General features: G+C 46.1%; 12 protein-coding genes and 1 tRNA gene. 8 read left to right on the top strand and 5 right to left on the bottom strand.

Going from position 1 to position 16,822, the window contains the following annotated elements; translation table 11 throughout:
• Positions 1-38 precede the first annotated feature (38 nt).
• On the top strand, positions 39-1,919 hold the full coding sequence (gene asnB / locus ACHKAR_RS16720; RefSeq protein WP_395418560.1) for an asparagine synthase (glutamine-hydrolyzing): 1,881 nt from the start codon (positions 39-41) through the stop codon (positions 1,917-1,919).
• On the opposite strand, the gene ACHKAR_RS16715 is transcribed toward asnB, so the two are convergent.
• Both ACHKAR_RS16715 and ACHKAR_RS16710 read right to left on the bottom strand, forming a co-directional pair.
• Entirely contained in the window at positions 1,916-2,371 is a 456-nt protein-coding gene (locus tag ACHKAR_RS16715; protein WP_395418558.1) for a Dps family protein, read from the bottom strand. The genes asnB and ACHKAR_RS16715 overlap by 4 nt on opposite strands.
• Before the next feature lie 15 nt (positions 2,372-2,386).
• Positions 2,387-3,157, bottom strand: a complete 771-nt coding sequence (locus ACHKAR_RS16710) for a class I SAM-dependent methyltransferase (RefSeq protein ID WP_395418557.1) — start codon at positions 3,155-3,157, stop codon at positions 2,387-2,389.
• A 50-nt stretch (positions 3,158-3,207) separates the two neighbouring features.
• On the opposite strand from ACHKAR_RS16710, the gene ACHKAR_RS16705 reads away from it, so the two are divergent.
• The gene (locus ACHKAR_RS16705) at positions 3,208-4,356 is read left to right on the top strand and encodes a GWxTD domain-containing protein (protein WP_395418555.1); all 1,149 of its coding nucleotides are present in this window, start codon (positions 3,208-3,210) and stop codon (positions 4,354-4,356) included.
• On the top strand, positions 4,357-5,103 hold the full coding sequence (gene rlmB, locus ACHKAR_RS16700) for a 23S rRNA (guanosine(2251)-2'-O)-methyltransferase RlmB (protein WP_395418554.1): 747 nt from the start codon (positions 4,357-4,359) through the stop codon (positions 5,101-5,103).
• Here the strand turns inward: rlmB and ACHKAR_RS16695 are convergent.
• Positions 5,096-6,166 (bottom strand): mannose-1-phosphate guanylyltransferase, encoded by a 1,071-nt coding sequence (locus ACHKAR_RS16695; protein WP_395418553.1) that lies wholly within the window; start codon positions 6,164-6,166, stop codon positions 5,096-5,098. The two genes, rlmB and ACHKAR_RS16695, sit on opposite strands and share 8 nt — an antisense overlap.
• A gap of 169 nt (positions 6,167-6,335) precedes the next feature.
• On the opposite strand from ACHKAR_RS16695, the gene recQ reads away from it, so the two are divergent.
• From recQ to ACHKAR_RS16670, 5 genes are all read left to right on the top strand, one after another.
• Positions 6,336-8,516, top strand: a complete 2,181-nt coding sequence (recQ, locus tag ACHKAR_RS16690; protein WP_159582919.1) for a DNA helicase RecQ — start codon at positions 6,336-6,338, stop codon at positions 8,514-8,516.
• A 77-nt stretch (positions 8,517-8,593) separates the two neighbouring features.
• Positions 8,594-9,880, top strand: a complete 1,287-nt coding sequence (purD, locus tag ACHKAR_RS16685; RefSeq protein ID WP_159582921.1) for a phosphoribosylamine--glycine ligase — start codon at positions 8,594-8,596, stop codon at positions 9,878-9,880.
• Positions 9,881-9,969: 89 nt separating this feature from the next.
• A tRNA-Leu gene (locus tag ACHKAR_RS16680) sits at positions 9,970-10,053 on the top strand.
• Positions 10,054-10,149: 96 nt separating this feature from the next.
• The gene (locus ACHKAR_RS16675) at positions 10,150-11,337 is read left to right on the top strand and encodes a PSP1 domain-containing protein (protein WP_159582923.1); all 1,188 of its coding nucleotides are present in this window, start codon (positions 10,150-10,152) and stop codon (positions 11,335-11,337) included.
• Positions 11,334-11,807, top strand: coding sequence for a gliding motility lipoprotein GldH (locus ACHKAR_RS16670; RefSeq protein WP_395418551.1), 474 nt, complete (start codon positions 11,334-11,336; stop codon positions 11,805-11,807). The genes ACHKAR_RS16675 and ACHKAR_RS16670 overlap by 4 nt, the downstream gene beginning before the upstream one ends.
• Before the next feature lie 2 nt (positions 11,808-11,809).
• Here ACHKAR_RS16670 and ACHKAR_RS16665 read toward each other — a convergent pair whose 3' ends face one another.
• Together ACHKAR_RS16665 and ACHKAR_RS16660 are read right to left on the bottom strand one after the other, a co-directional pair.
• On the bottom strand, positions 11,810-15,805 hold the full coding sequence (locus ACHKAR_RS16665) for an AAA domain-containing protein (protein ID WP_395418549.1): 3,996 nt from the start codon (positions 15,803-15,805) through the stop codon (positions 11,810-11,812).
• A 10-nt stretch (positions 15,806-15,815) separates the two neighbouring features.
• The gene (locus tag ACHKAR_RS16660; RefSeq protein ID WP_395418548.1) at positions 15,816-16,727 is read right to left on the bottom strand and encodes a ComEA family DNA-binding protein; all 912 of its coding nucleotides are present in this window, start codon (positions 16,725-16,727) and stop codon (positions 15,816-15,818) included.
• Between the last annotated feature and the right edge of the window lie 95 nt (positions 16,728-16,822).

Below are 16,822 nucleotides of genomic sequence, written 5' to 3'. Positions count from 1 at the left end.
GTATGATTTCATGCTTTAGTCCATAAATTTAATGCCATATGTGCGGGATTACAGGAATTTTTGCATTTAACTCTGTCGGGAGAATCAATCTCGTGCATCTGGAAGCAGCCACAAGGCGGTTGGAAAAACGTGGCCCTGATGTTCATAACACCTGGTTTGATGAGGTGGCGGGGCTGGGGCACCGGCGATTGTCCATCATTGACACCTCGGCCGCCGGTAATCAGCCCATGAAGGATGTCTCGGGGCGCTATCACATCGTATTCAACGGGGAAATTTATAACTACAAACACCTAAGGACTGAGCTTCAAAATGAAGGGTGTGTTTTCCATTCGGACAGTGACACGGAAGTGTTGCTCCAAGCCTATATCCGGTGGGGGCAGGAGGTGCTCCCCAGGCTGAATGGGTTCTTTGCGTTTGCCATTTATGATCAAGAGGAGGAATCGCTTTTTCTGGCTCGGGATCGGTTTGGCATCAAGCCCCTGGTATATCATGTGGATGGTGATCGTTTGTTGTTTGCCTCCGAATTGAAGGCCCTGATGGCTTATGGTTTGGACAAACAAATCAACCGGGAAGCGTTGCATCTCTTTTTTCAGCTCACTTACATTCCAGCTCCCCTGTCTATACTGGAGGGTGTGAAAAAACTCCTGCCGGGTCATTACATGATGATACAGCATGGAGCAGTGGAGATTAAAAAATTCTATGAATTTCCCTATCGGGAAGCACCACCCATCCGAGGCCTGGCAGAAGCTAAACAACAGTTGATTACGACGCTGCGAAAAGCAGTGACCGACAGGCTGGTAGCTGATGTTCCATTAGGCGCTTTTCTCAGCGGAGGCATCGATTCGTCAGTCATTGTGGCTCTGGCTAGCGAGGAGGTCAAAGACCTGAAAACTTACAGCATAGGATTCAAAGACAACAAATACTTTGATGAAACGCACTATGCTCAGCTAGTGGCAGACAAATTTCAGACGGATCATCATGTATTTTCCCTGACCAATGATGACCTCCTGGCTGAGGTGCAAAATGTGGTGGATTATATAGATGAGCCTTTTGGTGACTCATCGGCACTGCCAGTCTTTATTCTGAGCAAAGAGACCAGAAAGCACGTGACAGTAGCTCTCTCAGGAGATGGAGCGGATGAGATTTTTTCCGGATACAACAAGCACAGTGCCTGGCTTATGAGTCAGCAGACAAGTGCAAGAAACAGCCTGATTGCCTCATTGGGAGGGCTTTGGGAGAAGCTACCAAAGTCAAGAAATCATAAGGTCACCGATACCATCAGGCAGCTTCACCGGTTTGCCAGTGCACAGAAAATGACCCTCAGGGAGCGGTATTGGTTTCTGGCCAGTTTTACCAATGATTTGCAGATTGGGAGGCTGTTGAAGTCTGATTATCAAACAGATCATATGTCTTTCAAGAATAACCTGCTCCAGCTTATGAGGGTGGGTGAATTGAATGAGGTGCTGGCGCTGGACTCACAGTTGGTTTTGCAGGGAGATATGCTCCCAAAAGTAGATATGATGTCCATGGCCAATGGCCTGGAGGTGAGGGTGCCATTTTTGGATCCGGCAGTGGTGGAGATGGCTTTTTCTATGCACACAGATTTGAAGGCAACAAGTGCCGGCAGGAAAATAGTGCTTAGGGAGGCCTTTCGCGAGGTTTTACCTGAGGAGTTATATCAGCGGCCTAAGCATGGGTTCGAAGTGCCTCTTCTGGATTGGTTTAAAGGCGCCCTGAAAGGGGAGCTGGAAAAAAAGGTATTTAACCGTGAAAAGGTAGAAGCTCAGGCCATATTTGACTGGAATGAAATCGCCCGAATCAAAAAGAAACTCTATTCTTTTGATCCGGGCGATACTCATATTTTGGTGTGGTGCCTGTTTGTCTTTCAAAACTGGTACCACCGTTATTTTAATGATTAAGCGGTCACTTCCTCACCCAGCCAGGACTTAAACATCCACATGGTTTTTTGCTGAGTATTGATGAGGGCAATCATCATATCCTCTGTTTCGTTATCGTCACATTCTACCGCCAGCGCCTTCACCACATTTTCCTGATCTACGAGCTGACTCAGTTGTTCGTGAATGGCCGTAACAGTTGCTGTGTCGAGCGATACATTTTTATGCACACGAAGTTTTGAAGTGCTGAGATAATCATCAAACGCATGAAGTGGCGTGCCACCAATCGTCAAAATACGCTCAGCGATTTCATCAATAGAGGTCAGGGCCTCAGTGTACAGTTCCTCAAACTTTACATGCAGCTCAAAAAACCGCTTTCCTTTGATATTCCAATGGAATCCGCGGGTGTTTTGATAGTAAATATGAAAGTCGCTGAGTAGTTGATTAAGTTCGATTATTAGTTTTTCTGAATTCATGATCTTTTTTTGTTTTTACTTACTTAGAATAACAAAAAGATCAAGGTTTTGTTCGGACTTTTCCCTGACAAAATAGTCCTCATGTGAGATAGAAAGAACCAGTTCGTCCGACTGGTTTTTGAGTTTATTTCGGTTTCGTCTGTTGAGGATTTCATAGGGCTTTCTGAGCAGTGCCGCCGGGAGCCTGTATTGCAGGTCCAGGATGTCATACTTCATGATTTTCTGCACAGACTTGCGGTTGCGCTTATGGTACTCCATCACCTTTTCATTGCCCGCTATTCCTTTCATATCTACTGAGGAGAAATATTTTCCAGCCAGAGTGGCCAATTGATCAGCAGTATATTCCCTGATGTGCCATGGATTACGGCTCAGGGTCATTTTGATGTTGGGCGTAGATAGAATTGCTTTTCCTCCAGGCTTCAGAATGCGGTGGATTTCTGAAAGAAAAAGTTCATCCTGCTGAATGTGTTCGATCACCTGAAAACTCACCACTGTATCAAAACTATTATCCGGCAAATCGATGGGAGGAAAAACACCTGACTCAAAGCGGGCATTCTCAAATTTTCCACGCAATGTTTCAATAACTCCTTCAATTTTATCGAGTCCCAAATAACTATCTACTTTATTCAGAAGTAGGGATACGCCCCTGCCTTCGCCGCAGCCCAGCTCCAGCAAGTCTCCCGAAACCAGCGGCTCAGCTGCGTAATAAGCTTTTAGGAGCCTTTGATGGATGGGGTTGTCTGAGGGGATCTGGTCTGATGTGATCTCAGTAGTATATACACTCATGGCAATTTTTTTGGCAAAGAAACCAAATTATTACTTAACTTTTTTGCCTTATGCAGCGACAGAGAAGTGGTTTTCTTATTTTCCTTATTTGTCTGGCATCGGTTTCTCATGCTTTAGACCTTTCCAGAATCAACCTTGGCTTTCAATATGATCTCAGTGCCGGCATGACCATCAGTCATCGGGTGGTGGAGGTGGATGAAGGTGTGGCGGTTTATTTTAGGGTGAGCACCGATAGCCTGAGTGCATGGCAGAGCCATTTTCTTTTGCAGGAGAGATACAATTCACCCAAGCATGATACCCTGAGTAATTACACACTGGATACGCTGCAGATCAGTCTGTCTTCCGGATACTTTAAACTTACCCTGTCCCAGTCCTCAAAAGCATTGTTGCTCATCAGTATGGTGGACTTGAACAGAGGGCTGTACAGAATTGGAGATATTAGGGTTTCAACTCCTGTGGGGTTTACTCCAAACCTTCCGCTGGATGAGCGGGGCCTTCCGATTTTTGATAGTTATGTAATTCAAGAAAGTGTACGGATAGCAGGTGAAGTAGCTGAGCTCCATGCATACCAATACCTGGATGATTTTGGGTCGGCAGACCCGCCCATGGGCCTCATGAAGCCTATAGCTCCCAGCCTGTCCATCGATAGTTCTTTTTATTTTGAAGGGGAGCTGGTCAGTATGGAGAACTACCACTTTTACCTCATTCAGGAGGATACCCTGGCTCAAACCGCCCTTACGCTGCTCAAGTGCCCTGCTTACTATCCGGAGTTCAAGCGATTGGATGAACTGATTGGTCCGCTTACCTACATCACCACTCCTACGGAGCTCAAAGCCATCAGTGATAGTCAAAGTAAAAAGATTTTTGAAAATTTCTGGCTCAATACCTATGGGACCAAGTTTAGAGCGAAAAATGCCATTCGTGTCTTCTACAAGCAGGTGGAAGATGCGAACAAACTTTTCACGGATTACAAGCAGGGATGGAAAACTGACCGGGGGATGATCTACATCATTTTTGGTCGTCCGGATCAGGTTTTCCGTAATGAAAGCACTGAGGTCTGGAAATATAATGACGGCCCTGAATTTGAATTCATCAGGATTTCAACTCTCTTTACACCCGCAATGTATACCTTGAAGCGTGACCGCCAGTATGAGCGGCTGTGGTATTCACAGGTAGGGGATCTCAGAAAAGGCTTATAAATGGAAGTAAAGAAAAATGAACATATGATCTATGGCATACGGGCTGTCATAGAAACCATCCATGCAGGAAAGGATCTTGAGAAAGTGTTCATTCAGAAGGGGTTGAAAGGGGATCTGGCTAAAGAGCTTCAGGGGCTTATTCATGGACGACAGATTCCACTCTCCACGGTGCCCGTAGAAAAGATCAACAACTTTACCCGTAAAAACCATCAGGGAGTGGTGGCCTTTTTGTCTCCTGTACAATACCACAAAATAGACCATGTGCTGCCTGCGGTATTTGAAAACAGACGTGTGCCTCTTATACTTATACTGGATAGAGTTACGGATGTTAGAAATTTTGGAGGGATTGCCCGGACAGCTGAGTGCATGGGTGTGGATGCCATACTGATTCCCACCAAAAACAGTGCTCAAATCAATGCGGATGCCATCAAGACGTCAGCCGGAGCACTCAATTTTATTCCCGTGTGCAGAGAAGCCAACCTGAAAGAAGCCATCCAGTTCTTAAAGGACTCAGGACTTCAGATAGTGGCCAGTACTGAGAAAGCAGAGTCTTACTTTCAGGATATCGATTTGATGGTGCCCACGGCCATCATTGTGGGTTCTGAAGATGAGGGAATTTCATCTGCCTATCTGGCCATGGCCGATAAACAGGTGAAAATCCCTATCAGTGGAGAAATAGCCTCGCTCAATGTGTCAGTGGCTGCCGCCATGGCTCTGTACGAAGTGAATAGGCAAAGGCTTATATAAACTTCTCGCCTTTTTCTATTTTCACATCGGTGACAAACCGCCTGAAAATACCCGAATCTTCTTTTTTGCAGATCAGGAGTACATCTTCAAAGTCGGCAACGAGGTAGCCTTCTAGTCCCTGGGCTACGATCACGCGATTGGTTTCGCTGAGAATGTAATTATCCTTAGAGTCGTAAGTGATCACATTACCCTCTATTACGTTTTCGTTCTCATCTTTGGTCTTGATTTCGTGCAGGGCATTCCATGAGCCCAGATCGGACCACCCAAAATCCCCCAAAACCACATATACACTGTCGGACTTCTCCATGATGGCATAATCTATAGAGTTGCTTTTGGACAGCGAGTAGGCCGATTTGATAAACTTCGGCTCATCGGGAGTATAGTAAATGCCAGAACCTTCCTCAAAAGTTTCCGCCAGCTCGGGCTGATACGTTTCAAAAGCATTGATGATGGCCGTGACACTCCACACAAAAATGCCGGCATTCCATACAAAATCGCCGCTGGCAATAAATTTCTCAGCCAGTTCTAGTTCGGGCTTTTCAGTGAAAGTCTTTACCTTCTTGATTTCTTCGTCGGATTCTTCAAACTGGATGTATCCATATCCGGTTTCAGGTCTGTGGGGCTCTATGCCTATTGTAAACAGACGTTCATCGTCTGCGCTGTCTACCGCCTGCCCAATCACCTCCACAAAAGCTGCTTCTTTAAAGATGACATGATCGGATGGCAAAATGACCATCACGCCATTGGGATCTTTTTCCCTGATCTTATAGGCAGCGTAGGCAATGCAGGGGGCTGTATTTCGTTTGGAGGGTTCGAGAAGTATATTTTCGATGGGTACCTCAGGTAGCTGCTCGGCAAGAAAATCTTTGTATATTTCATTGGAAACCACCCAGATATTTTCAGAGGGTACAGTTTCCTTAAACCGGTCAAAGGTCATTTGAAGCAAAGTTCTGCCCGTTCCCAAAACATCTAGAAATTGTTTTGGTTTATTATTGCGGCTGTAAGGCCAAAACCTTGTCCCTGCACCACCTGCCATAATCACTACATGGATATTCTTGTTCATGTTGACTGTTGCTGAAATTAATGCTTTCTGGATTATTTTCGACAAATATAGACCAATGCTACAACCTGCACAGCGGTGTCTCTCGTCTATTGAATATCTGAGGGCCATTGGTGCGGCAAATACCAATATTTTTATTAATTTATACATCCCTTGAACGAAGAGGATATAGATGGAGACCGGAATCGATTATAAACTTAAGGAAACACTGAAGCGTGTTTTCGGCTACAATACCTTCAGAGGCACTCAGGAGGAAATCATCCAGCATGTAATGGATGGGAAAAATACTTTTGTCATTATGCCCACAGGGGCTGGAAAGTCACTGTGCTATCAGCTTCCGGCTATTGTGAAGGAAGGTACAGCCATAGTCATTTCACCTCTGATCGCTTTGATGAAAAATCAGGTGGATCAAATGAATGCAGTAGGGATCAATGCCAGATTTCTCAATAGCACCCTGAATAAGGGGGAAATGACCAGGGTAAAGAAGGAAACCCTGGCTGGTGATGTGAAGTTGCTCTATGTGGCGCCAGAGTCTCTTACCAAGGAAAGCAACATAGAGTTTCTGCACAAAGCCAATATTTCGTTTGTTGCCGTGGATGAAGCCCACTGTATCTCAGAGTGGGGTCACGACTTCAGGCCTGAGTATCGAAAAATCAAGTCCATCATTAAAAGCTTCGGTGATATTCCGATTGTGGCGCTCACCGCCACGGCCACTCCCAAGGTGCAGTTGGATATCCAGAAGAACCTTGAAATAGAAGAAGCAGAGGTCTTCCAAAGCTCATTTAACCGAACCAACCTCATCTATGAGGTGAAGCCCAAGAAGCAAGCAAAAAAGCAGCTCATCAGAATCGTAAAAGAGCATAAGGGCGAATCCGGGATTGTTTACTGCCTGAGCAGAAAAAAGGTGGAGGAAATCGCGGAGTTTCTAAAAGTAAATGGTGTGAATGTGGCACCATACCATGCAGGCATGGATGGAAATGTACGGATGAAAAACCAGGACGCATTTCTTAATGAAGACGTGGACGTGATCGTAGCCACCATAGCCTTCGGTATGGGTATAGATAAACCCGACGTGCGTTTTGTGGTGCACTATGATGTGCCCAAGTCCATCGAGGGGTATTATCAGGAAACGGGCAGGGCCGGTAGAGACGGTATCATGAGTAAAGTGGTCATGTTCTACAGCTACAATGATATCCTGAAACTCGAAAAGTTCAACAAGGATAAGCCAGTTACTGAAAGGGAGAACTCTAAGTACCTGCTGGAGGAAATGGCGCTATATGCAGAGTCTGCGGTGTGTCGCCGCAAGCAATTGCTGCATTACTTTGGAGAAGAGTACCACGTAGAGAACTGCGAGAATTGTGACAATTGCCTTCATCAGAGAGAGCACTTTGATGGGCAGGACTATGTGAAAAAGGTGATAGAGTCAGTGTCCCAGACAGAAGAGCGGTTTAATCTCGACCACCTGAGTAAGGTGCTACTGGGCATCAAGTCTGAGCACGTACTGAGCTATAACCATCACAAACTTAAAATCTTCGGTGCGGGCAAGAGCAATGATGAGCACTTCTGGAAGTCCATCATCAGACAGACTCTGTTGAATGAGTTTATTTGTAAAGACATTGATAATCCCGGCGTATTCAAGCTCACCCCAAAGGGGGTGGAATTTATGCTGGATCCTTATCCGGTAGACCTGGTCAAAGACCATGAATACGAAACTGAGGGAGAGGAAGAAGAAATAGAAAAGGAGACCATTAATACCACGGCGTATGATAAGGTGCTCTTTGATATGATCAAAAATCTGAGGAAGAAGGTAGCCAAGCAGAAGGATCTTCCACCTTACGTTATTTTTCAGGATCCTTCAATGGAGGAAATGGCCACGCTTTATCCCACCACCATGGATGACCTCATCAAGATTGTGGGTGTCGGGGAAAGCAAAGCCCGCAAATTCGGAAAGCCGTTTTTGGAGATGATCGAAAAATATGTTGAGGAAAACGACATTATCACCGCATCAGATGTGCTGGTGAAGTCGTCTGGCGTCAAATCCAAGAACAAGATTTTTATCATCCAGCAGATTGACCTGAAGATAGACCTGGAAGATATAGCCGAGTCAAAGGAGATGAAATATGAGCAGCTTATACGTGAAATTGAAAACATTTGCTTCGGGGGTACCAAACTCAATCTCAATTACTACATCGATCAGCTGCTGGATGACGAGCGTCAGGAGGACATCATCGATTATTTCATGAATGCTGAGTCTGATAGCATTGAAGATGCCATGGAAGAGTTGCGCGATTTCTATTCCGAGGATGAAGTGAGACTCATGCGAATCAAATTCATGTCAGAACATGCGCATTAATCCTTAATAACGCCACAAAATTAATTTAGACCGTCTATTTTTGGGCGGTCTTTTTTTTGACAAAATCAAAATATCCAATGAATATACTTGTGATTGGCTCAGGTGGGAGAGAGCATGCCATGGTCTGGAAGATCCGGCAAAGTGCTAAATGTGATGAGCTTTTCGTGGCGCCCGGCAATGGAGGCACACATGATCTGGCCACTAACCTTTATATCAGCGTAGAGGATCATGATGGCATCAAAGCGGCTATATTGGAAAAGCATATCGATTTGGTGGTGATAGGTCCGGAAGTGCCTCTGGTAAATGGTCTGGTGGATGACCTGAAAAATGACCCTGCTTGCAAGGATTTGTTGATTGTGGGGCCAGGTCGAAATGGGGCCATCCTGGAAGGGAGCAAGGAGTTTGCCAAGGATTTCATGAAAAAATACGGAGTGCCAACGGCTGCTGCTGAAGTATTTGACCAATCGAACATACAGGAGGGATATCAGTTTCTGGAAAAACTTAAGCCTCCGTATGTACTCAAAGCGGATGGTTTGGCTGCGGGTAAAGGGGTATTGATCACGGAGAGCATCGATGAGGCTAAACAGAATCTGGATGATTTGATCATCAACAAGAAGTTTGGCGATGCCAGCGCCAAGGTGCTGGTAGAGGAGTTTCTCCCGGGGATAGAGGTTTCAGTATTTGTGCTAACAGACGGAAAGGATTACCTCATACTTCCTGAGGCCAAAGATTATAAGCGCATAGGAGAGAAGGATTCAGGACCTAACACAGGGGGGATGGGCGCCATCTCACCAGTTATCTTTGCGGATAAGGATTTTATGAAAAGGGTGGAGGATGAAGTGGTGAAGCCTACTATTGAGGGCATCAGAAAGGAGCAAATGGATTACACTGGTTTTGTCTTTATAGGGCTGATGAACAGTGGCGGCGTACCTAAGGTGATTGAGTACAATGTGCGGATGGGAGATCCTGAAACGGAGGTAGTCCTGCCGCGGATTAAATCTGATTTTGTGAGTCTTCTCGAGGCTGCAGCACGCGGCACTCTTGCTAGTCAAAAGCTTGAGGTGGAGCCCTTCACCGCGGCCACCGTGATGCTCGTGGCTGGAGGATACCCCGATGCCTATGAGAAGGGGAAGGAAATATCATTTACAGATTCGATGAAATCCGTGATCACGTTTCATGCAGGCACCAGAAAAGTGCAGGACAAACTGGTGACAAACGGGGGACGTGTAATGGCCCTGACAGGACTTGGTAAGAACATGGGGGAGGCACTTAGTCATTGCTACAAAGCGGCTGAGCATGTCAAATGGGAAGGGATTAATTTCCGTTCAGATATTGGATTTGATTTACAGGAGTTGGGTCAGTAGATTTTAGCAAAAATCTACCTAGCTTTGAAAAGTCAATGGTAAAATTATCAGGTCAATATTTCGGTTTCCTGTGATTTTACTTCTTTAATGCCAAAGTGGCGAAATTGGTAGACGCGCACGTTTCAGGGACGTGTGAGCTTACGCTCGTGCGGGTTCGACTCCCGCCTTTGGTACAAAACTTTCCCACTGCTTTGAAGTGTTGATGCTTCAAAACTTAGATCTTTCACTTGTTCGTTATATTTGGTATTTTAACCTAAATAATTCAAACCATGGGATGTGCATCGTGTAGTACGGCTGGCAGTGAGGATGGAGTGGCCTTAGGTTGTAATAACAATGGCGGCTGCAGTACTGGCGGCTGCAATAAAATGAACGTGTTTGACTGGCTTTCCAATATGGAAGATCCTATAGTCAGTGATTTCAATATAGTGGAAGTCCGGTTCAAGAACGGACGCAAAGAATTCTTCACGAATAATAATCATTTAAACCTGACTACCGGTGATGCTGTGGTGGTGGATGTGCCGAATGGTCATCATATAGGTCACGTGTCCCTGCAGGGGGAGCTGGTGCGTCTTCAGATGAAGAAGCGCAGCGTAGAGGAAAACGAAGAAATCAAAAACATTTACCGCATAGCTTCCCAGCGCGACATTGATAAGTACAGGGAAGTGAAAAAGCGCGAAATGCCCACGCTCTATCGCACCCGTCAGATCATCGAGGACCTCAAGATCGGCATGAAACTGACCGATGTGGAGTATCAGGCAGATAACACCAAAGCCACTTTTTACTATTCCGCAGAAGAGCGGGTTGATTTCAGAGAGCTGATCAAATTGCTGGCCGGCGAATTCAAAATTCGTGTGGAGATGCGTCAGATTAGCCTGCGCCAGGAGGCCGGAAGGCTTGGCGGTATCGGCTCCTGTGGCCGGGAGCTTTGTTGCTCTACGTGGCTAGGCGACTTTAAGAGCGTAAGTACCCAGGCAGCACGGTATCAGAACCTTTCATTGAACCCGAGTAAACTTTCAGGTCAGTGCGGACGCCTCAAGTGCTGTCTGAACTATGAGCTGGATACCTACATGGAGGCGCTCAAGGATATTCCGGAAGTGGAAAAGCCCCTGGAAACAGCCAAGGGGAGGGCCAAACTTCAAAAGACTGATATATTCAGGAAAATCATGTGGTTTGGGTACGATGATGAAAACACCTGGTATCCACTGGATGTGAAACGGGTGAATGAGATCCTGGAATTGAACAAAGCCGGAAAGAAACCTGTGACCCTGGCTGAGGATGTGGTGGAAGTGGTGAAAGATGACGTAGGGTTGAATAGTGACCTGGTGGCCATGGATAGAAAATTCTCCAAAGGAGATCCAAAATCTAAAGGGAAGAATAAAAAGCGCAAGTTCAATAAGAATAAAAACAAAAATAAGAACCGAAAGAATCGTCCCAATAATCAGAATAAACCATCATGATAAAATCGATTTGGCTGCTCATTCCGGTAGCCCTATTGCTGGCATGTGATCCCGATCGAGTGTTTGAAGAAAACAAGAACCTTGAAGAGGCCTATTGGCATAAAGATTCGCTGGTGACCTTTGAGTTTGATGTGCCCGCTGCTGATCGCAAGTACAACCTCTATGCTAACATTAGGAATGCCCAGCACTTTCCTTTTTACAATTTGTACTATCAGTACACCCTTTCAGACACCTCTGGTGTAGTGCTTGCACAAGAGTTGAAGAACATTGATCTTTTCGACCCGAAAACGGGAGAACCTTATGGAAGTGGTTTGGGAGACCTTTTCGATCACAGACAGTTGCTGCTTTCTGCCTATGACTTCCCAGCCCAGGGCAAGTATACGGTCACCTTTGAGCAATACATGCGACAGGATAGTCTGGCGCTGATTATGTCAGTAGGGGCCAGACTTGAGCGGGTTTCAGGGCAATAGACTTACTCTTCCATCCGGTGAATAAACTTCTCCAGCTTTTCCTGAGCTTGAGAGCGGTTGATCCAAAATTCTCTGCTGTAAAACTGTAAAAAAGGCCAGCCTTTCTCCACGAAATGAGTTTGGCGATAACTATGTGCCTCCTTGGCCGATAGGGTATCATAAAAAAGATCATCATCCGTGAGAATCAGGCCTTGGTTACGGTCGTTCATTTTTACCGTCAGGTCTGCAAAGGGCAGGCTCTTCTCCAGGATGGCGGTACTTTCCGTATGCGTGAGTCTGTTTCTCAGGTACCAGCTTTGATGATGATTGGTGTCTTCCTGGCTTTCGGGCTGCCACTGGCCATCACTCACGTTTTTGGCATATTCCAGATAGGCTTTTAGTAGTTTCGGGCCTGGGTTGACTGTTTGCTCGGTGTGGAGCTGATGGGGAAGCAGGCTGGTGATGACATAGATTGCTTCACGTGCGCGGGTGATGGCCACGTTTAGCCTGTTTTCGCCTCCAGCCTGATTGAGTGAACCAAAGCGAAGCTGTAGGTTACCTTTCGCATCGGGGGCATAGGCCGTACTGAATATAATGATGTCGCGCTCATCTCCCTGCACATTTTCTATGTTTTTGACAAAGAGCGAATCCGGGATGGTAAGTTCGGATGCGTCTTGTTTCTGCTCTACCAAATCCAAAATGAGCCCTTGCTGATTGTTGTTGAAGGTGACTATACCGATGGATTTATCGGGGTGAGATTGATTGAGTTTTTTCAAGAGCGCTATCACAGCCTCTGCTTCTTCCTGGTTGGTGTTGTTTTCCCAGGTACCATTTTGTTTTAAATAGTGGATGTTGGGCTTCCCATTTTTAGCCAGATGATAGTCGGGGAGGAGCTTGAGCTTGCCATTGTAGAAGTGATGATTGGAAAACTCCATCAACTCCAATGACCTGCTACGGTAGTGACCTCTCAGGCTTACCTCTGTTAGGTACTGTTTGGCCAGACCCAGCAGAGAATCCACTTCTAACTCCGGCGCATCATCAGCTTCGTCTTCCCATCGTACCCGGTAGAGGTCGTTGGGCTGAAGCTGCTTATCATCACCCACTATGACCACTTGTTTGCCACGATACATGGCCGGGATGCCCCGCTCAGCAAAGCACTGAGACGCTTCATCAAAAATAACCAGGTCGAAGGTCTCAGCCATAGGGAAAATGGCCGAGGCGGACTCAGGAGAAGCCAGCCAGCATGGGAGCAGGGAGAATACCTCTTCATGAAACTGTGAAATGACCCTTCGTATAGGCCAGATTTTCCTTTTCTTGGTGACCTGATGATACAGATCCTTGTAGGTTACCAGATTATTGAGCCTGTTATATTCCAGGTTTTCATAGGTTCGTTCCCGTGACTTGAGCAGTAGTATTTCTTTACTGATGCTCATTTTGTCTTCAATAGCCTGCTGTAGCTCCTGGGTGAGGTGGTCAATCTTGAAGGAAGAAACAGCCCTCAAAATGGGGTATTTGGTTTCAATGTGATCGATCCAGGCAAGCGCGAGACTGTTTTCAAAAAGAGTGATCACTTTTTGCTTGTCCTCATGATCTCTGTCCACGAGTTCTGAAATGATTTTTTCTTCCTCTCTGGTAAACCCTCCTTTCAGCTTGTGATACTCCACCAACGCATCAAAATCTTCAGTGAGTTGCTTTTGTATGGTTTCCACCCGCTCCTTGCCGAGGAGGATACTGCGTACCTGCTTTTCAGAAATGTATTTGGCCCACCGCTGGAGTTGTTGAGGGATCTTTTCAAGGAACGAGAGGAGCGCCCCGAGAGCGGAAATATAGGATCCGCGATCTGCTGTTTTGGATGGGATAAACTGTGTAATCGTTCTCACAGCTCGTGTCAGCTGTATGCATTTTAGCCCCAGTTTTTGATAGAAAAACCAATTCTGGATGTCAATTTTCCGAAAGGTTTTGGGAAATTCTATGAGCCATGGGGTTTTTTCTATTTTGGTGACAATGTGCTCATAGTTGAGTCGGTTGTCAATGCGTTTCAGAAGAATCTCAAATCCCTCCCGGTTGCTCTTGAGCTCGTTGGCTACCAGCACACGGGTGATGAAAATTTTGTCAGCCGAAAAAAGTCGCCACCTGATCCAGCTAAACAGGTTTTTTCGGGCACGTATGGCGTGCTCCAGCGCTTCCTGGAAGCGGCCAAGTTCACTGGAGGCCAGTGAAACTTCAGGTCCGTCCCCTTTAAAACACTGCAGCATGGTTCGTTCCAGATTGGAGAGCCATAACGGGTCTTCATCCGGATCAAACTCCATCATGTGCTTATAATACTGGAACACGGTCTCGTTATCCAGGTTGGTACGCAGCATGCTGAGGTCTTGCTGATGGGATAAAAAATGCAGGCAGGTTTCAAAGTCAAGGGCCAGTACGGCAAATTGGAGCGATTCAGTTTTCAGTCTGAGCTCAAACTCGGGAATCTCTTCCAGGAGCGCCTTGATCTTGACAAAGTCCTGACTCGTGAAGGTGGCAAAAGAGGGTCCAGAGATCCAGAAGTGCGGTTTCTTTTCAAATTTCTGATAGTAATCGAGAAACCGCGAAAGTCGGCTGATAAACTCGGGGGCATGCTGGTAATCAAATTGTCGATATTGCTGATTGAGGGAAAAAGAAGGCTGCTCGGGATCTGATGTGAGGTAAAGTTCTTTTACCGACTTTCCACATTCAGATTCATCGAAAAGGGCCGTTTTGAACTCCTCCAACTCTTCTGTGGTCTGATCGATTTTTCTGCTGGCCTGCAGGAAGTTACGCTCCAGGTGGATGGCATCCAGGCCGTTGTTTTTTTGACGGTATTCATCCAGACTGTCCACCTGTCTGGCGATTTGCCCGAAAATATCTTTCCGATCATTTTTGAAATCATGGACCAGGCCAATGAAGTCATGGAGCTCCTGCTGCTGCAGGCGGGCATACACCACATCCAGCGCCGCTTTTTTCTGGCAGACCAACAGCACGTTTTTTCCTCTGGCGATAAAGTCACTGATCAGGTTGCAGATAAGCTGAGACTTGCCTGTACCCGGAGGGCCTTGCACGGTGAGGGAATTGCCGTTTTTGATCAGTTTGAGTGCATACTCCTGCGAGGCATCCATCTCAAACGGCGTGAAGGTGGTCTCTTCCTTTACCTGATCGGAAAAGCGAATGTTTTGAGAAGCCTCCGGGTCCTCTTTGATTCGGGAGGTAAAGAAGTCCGATAGATCCGTGGTTTTCGGATTTTCCAGTAATTTGACGTAGTCCGGTACCAGGTAGGAGCCCGCCTGTGGGAAAATGCCCAGGACAGCTTCCGGATGTAGTTTTAACTCACCATTTTTTTGATCTGTTTCGAAATCCGTTTTTTTGTAGTTGACAAAGGGGAGTAGCTTATCCAGAAAATTTTCCTGATTGAAGTTTAATTCCAGGTTGCTCTCCTTCAATATTCCGTAGAGCTCCGTGCGGTACACAGTGCTGTCCCGGTCCAGATCGGTCAGCACAGATTCAATTAATTCCTCGTCCAGAGAGGCTTTATTGTAGTAGGCATAGCTCAGCAGAAAGGTTTTGTTGAAGGTGATGTTTACATCCTTGCGTTGCTCCAGATGCCAGCCGTTCTGGCCGCGACTCAGAGATACAGGGAAAAAGATGAGTGGGCACCTGACCAGGGTTCCATCGCTGAATTTACCCCGGACGAACGGCCACCCAACATAGAGATCCCGGGCCCCTCGCTCCTGAAAGATAAATTGTTCTATTCGCTGAATTTTTCTGAGTTTCTGGCTGGTAGTGTTGACAGACTTATCTCTCGCATCAAATTCATCGCAGAGTTTGATGCGCTCTTTTTGACCTATGAGTGCTTCAATCACACTGAAGCTGGGTTCATTATTGGCAAAATCCAGATCGTGAATGTCGAGAAACTGATCCGAGATCAACCTAAGGAGGAGTAGTGATCGATTGTTTCCGGACAGATTGGTGAGCCTACGTAAGTAAGATTGTAGAATTTTCTCCATAAGGTGTCCTTCACGGATTAGGTGAAAGATAGGGATATATTTTTTGATATAAACTGTCGCTGAGAATCTTTATGGGTTTTATCTGACTGACAGAATCTAAATGTCCCTTCTGCTTGCGGAAACTTACAATGGCCCTTGCCAGATTGTAATCGATGTAGGGATGCGTATAGAGGTGCTTGAGTGAATCGGTATTAATGTTGATCTTTTTCACTTCTCCGGTGAAAATAGCAAGGTCCGATAGCTTGCCGATGACCTCAGGATCAAGGCCGTAAACCTCACGCAGCTGATCGCTGGAGTGAAATCCACCGAGCTTATCTCGAAAACTGACGATGCGCTCCGAGAGCACAGGGCCTATTCCCCGGACAGCCTGTAAATCAGCTGCTGTTGCGCGGTTAATGTCGAACCTTTTCTTGCTTTCAGTAACCTTTTCCGCCGAGACCATTTTCGATTCTTTGGGAGCGATCACCTCCGGGAGCTGGATTTTCGACCACAGGGCCTGCACACGCTCTTCTGAGATGCCATATATTTTAGAGAGGTCACTTTTCACCTTAAAGGACCCGCCATGTTCACGATAGTTGATTAGGTTGGTGGAGGCTTTTTCAGAAAACCCCAAAGAGATAAGGTCTTGTAGGGAGGCCGTATTCGGGTCAAAGGGGAAGGATTTGAGTTTCACGATTGGGGAGGTGTCTTCCAGGCTTTTAGATTCTTTAAGCTCCAAAAAGGATTCCAGCTCTTCTCCCCACTGGCGCAAAGATTCTTGGTCAGCAGTGAAACTTTCTTTGTCTGATCGCGATTCAATGAGATAGATTTTGGGTAGTACGGCTGCCAGAAAGGTGACGAGAATCAAAACAAGGGTGCCATTGGCTTCAGATTTCGAAAAGCCAAGCGTGTCAATTATCCACTGTCTGATAAATCTGATCATTGACCGGTGTTTACAAACAAGAATAATAGATTTTTATGATAAATGTCATGTGGTTAATAACGCATCGTGCCTTATTTTTGCAAACACTTGAAATT

The sequence above is a fragment of the Marinoscillum luteum genome, from assembly GCF_044005705.1.
In the GTDB taxonomy this organism is placed as follows: Bacteria; Bacteroidota; Bacteroidia; order Cytophagales; family Cyclobacteriaceae; genus Marinoscillum; species Marinoscillum luteum.
This window is presented reverse-complemented; position numbering and strand designations above follow the sequence as displayed.

What these genes read in the sequence shown, in the direction of transcription:
- asnB (WP_395418560.1), top strand. Translation starts at nt 39, where the DNA reads ATGTGCGGGATTACAGGAATTTTTGCATTTAACTCTGTCGGGAGAATC.
- ACHKAR_RS16715 (WP_395418558.1), bottom strand. Translation starts at nt 2,371, where the DNA reads ATGAATTCAGAAAAACTAATAATCGAACTTAATCAACTACTCAGCGAC.
- ACHKAR_RS16710 (WP_395418557.1), bottom strand. Translation starts at nt 3,157, where the DNA reads ATGAGTGTATATACTACTGAGATCACATCAGACCAGATCCCCTCAGAC.
- ACHKAR_RS16705 (WP_395418555.1), top strand. Translation starts at nt 3,208, where the DNA reads ATGCAGCGACAGAGAAGTGGTTTTCTTATTTTCCTTATTTGTCTGGCA.
- rlmB (WP_395418554.1), top strand. Translation starts at nt 4,357, where the DNA reads ATGGAAGTAAAGAAAAATGAACATATGATCTATGGCATACGGGCTGTC.
- ACHKAR_RS16695 (WP_395418553.1), bottom strand. Translation starts at nt 6,166, where the DNA reads ATGAACAAGAATATCCATGTAGTGATTATGGCAGGTGGTGCAGGGACA.
- recQ (WP_159582919.1), top strand. Translation starts at nt 6,336, where the DNA reads ATGGAGACCGGAATCGATTATAAACTTAAGGAAACACTGAAGCGTGTT.
- purD (WP_159582921.1), top strand. Translation starts at nt 8,594, where the DNA reads ATGAATATACTTGTGATTGGCTCAGGTGGGAGAGAGCATGCCATGGTC.
- ACHKAR_RS16675 (WP_159582923.1), top strand. Translation starts at nt 10,150, where the DNA reads ATGGGATGTGCATCGTGTAGTACGGCTGGCAGTGAGGATGGAGTGGCC.
- ACHKAR_RS16670 (WP_395418551.1), top strand. Translation starts at nt 11,334, where the DNA reads ATGATAAAATCGATTTGGCTGCTCATTCCGGTAGCCCTATTGCTGGCA.
- ACHKAR_RS16665 (WP_395418549.1), bottom strand. Translation starts at nt 15,805, where the DNA reads ATGGAGAAAATTCTACAATCTTACTTACGTAGGCTCACCAATCTGTCC.
- ACHKAR_RS16660 (WP_395418548.1), bottom strand. Translation starts at nt 16,727, where the DNA reads ATGATCAGATTTATCAGACAGTGGATAATTGACACGCTTGGCTTTTCG.